The organism is Streptomyces sp. NPDC048002 (assembly GCF_040653275.1).
In the GTDB taxonomy this organism is placed as follows: Bacteria; Actinomycetota; Actinomycetes; order Streptomycetales; family Streptomycetaceae; genus Streptomyces.
Window position 1 is genome coordinate 1 of record NZ_JBEZNL010000094.1, and the last position, 1,923, is coordinate 1,923.

The 1,923-nt window shown below is 69.4% G+C and carries 1 protein-coding gene; it reads left to right on the top strand.

The window, feature by feature from the left end:
• Positions 1–205 precede the first annotated feature (205 nt).
• On the top strand, positions 206–1,923 hold a 1,718-nt coding region (locus AB0E07_RS39825), incomplete at its 3' end, for a beta-ketoacyl reductase (protein ID WP_362263381.1).

The window sequence follows — 1,923 nt, forward strand, 5'->3', positions numbered from 1 at the left end:
GTTGGTGTTGCGGTCGGTTGATGTGGCGGGGTTGGGGGTGTTGGCGGGGCGTCGGGATGGGTTGTTCCGGGTGGAGTGGGGGGCTGTTGGGGGGTCCGGGGCTGGGGCGACGGTTGGGTCCGGGTCTGGGGCTGGTGTTGGGTCTGGTTCTGGTGTGGGTGTGGGGCGGGGGTGGGCGCTCCTTGGGGACAGCGATCCGCTCGCGTTGGGTGGCACGCTCTACGACGGGCTGGATGCTCTCGCCGAGTCCACGGCGGGGGACGGCATGCCGGGGCTGGTGCTCTGGACGCCGCCAGTGGACGGCGGGATGGGGTTGGCGCGGGCCACTGGGACTGTGACGCGTTCGGCGCTCGGGATCGTGCAGGAGTGGCTGGCGGATGAGCGGTTCGCCGGGGTGCGGTTGGTTGTCGTGACTCGGGGTGCCGTGGGTGGTGTCGGCGGCGTCGATGACGGGCCTTTGGATCTTGCGGCTTCCGGGGTGTGGGGGCTGTTGCGGTCGGCCGAGGCGGAGAACCCGGGGCGGTTCGGGCTTCTCGATGTCGACGGCGGGGTGGACGCGCTGCCGCTCGCTCTCGCCACGCTCGACGCCGGGGAGTGGCAGGTCGCGGTTCGTGGCGGTGAGGTGTTGGTGCCTCGGCTGGGGAGGGTGGGTTCTTCGGATTCCCCGGGTTCTTCGGCTTCCTCGGCTTCCTCGGCTTCGGCGGGTTCTTCGGGTTCGTTGGTGGGGCGGTTTGGTGGTGGTGCGGTTCTCGTGACGGGTGGTACGGGGACTTTGGGTGGGTTGGTTGCGCGGCATTTGGTGGGTGAGTACGGGGTGCGGCGGCTGGTGTTGACCAGTCGGCGGGGTGTGGGTGTGCCGGGTGCGGTGGAGTTGGTGGAGGAGTTGGCGGCTGCGGGTGCGGTTGCCGAGGTGGTGGCTTGTGATGTGTCGCATCGTGCGGCGGTTGAGGAGTTGCTGGCCGCGTATCCGGTTACTGGGGTGGTGCACCTCGCCGGCGTCCTCGACGATGCCGTGGTCACCTCGCTCAGCGCTGATCAGCTGGACGGCGTACTGAAGCCCAAGGTGGACGCCGCTGTCCATCTGGACGAACTGACCCGCGACCTCGACCTCGCCGCCTTCGTCCTGTTCTCCTCGGCCGCTGGTGTCCTCGGTACGGCGGGTCAGGCCAACTACGCCGCTGCTAATACCTTCTTGGACGCGTTGGCGCAGCGGCGGCGGGCCGAGGGGTTGCCCGCGGTCTCGCTGGCCTGGGGCCTCTGGGCCGACGCCAGCGGAATGACAGGCGGGATGACCGAACGCGACAGGGCCCGAGTCGCCGGTCGTTCCGTGATTCCGTTCAGCGCGGAGGAAGGGCTGGCGGTCCTGGACGCAGCGCTGGCGCGGGCGGACCAGGATGCGCACCTGGTGCCCATCGCCTTCGACCGGGCGACGCTGCGAGCCCAGGCCGGTACGGGATCCCTGCTGCCCATGCTGCGGGGCCTCGCGCCCGCGACGGCCCGCCGGGTCGCTGGAACCGGGGGCCTGGAGGCGGACGCGTCGTCCACCCTGGCGCACCGCATCCGGACGCTCCCGGAGGCGGAGCGCGAGCCGGTGGTCCTGGACATCGTCCGCACGCACGTCGCCTCCGTCCTCGGACATGCGGGAACGGCCCTCGTCGGTGCCGACCGGACGTTCAAGGAGTTGGGTTTCGATTCGCTGTTGGCTGTTGAGTTGCGGAATCGGTTGGGTGAGGCGTTGGGGGTGAGGTTGCCGGCGACGTTGGTTTTTGATTTTCCGACGCCGGTGGCGGTGGCGGGTTTGCTGGTGGGTGAGTTGGTTGGTGTTTCGGGTTCTTCGGGTTCGTTGGGTGCGGGTGTTGTGGGTGTGGTGGGGGGTGGTGTTGCGGGGTCGGGTGTGGATTTGGTGTCTGATCCGGTGGTGAT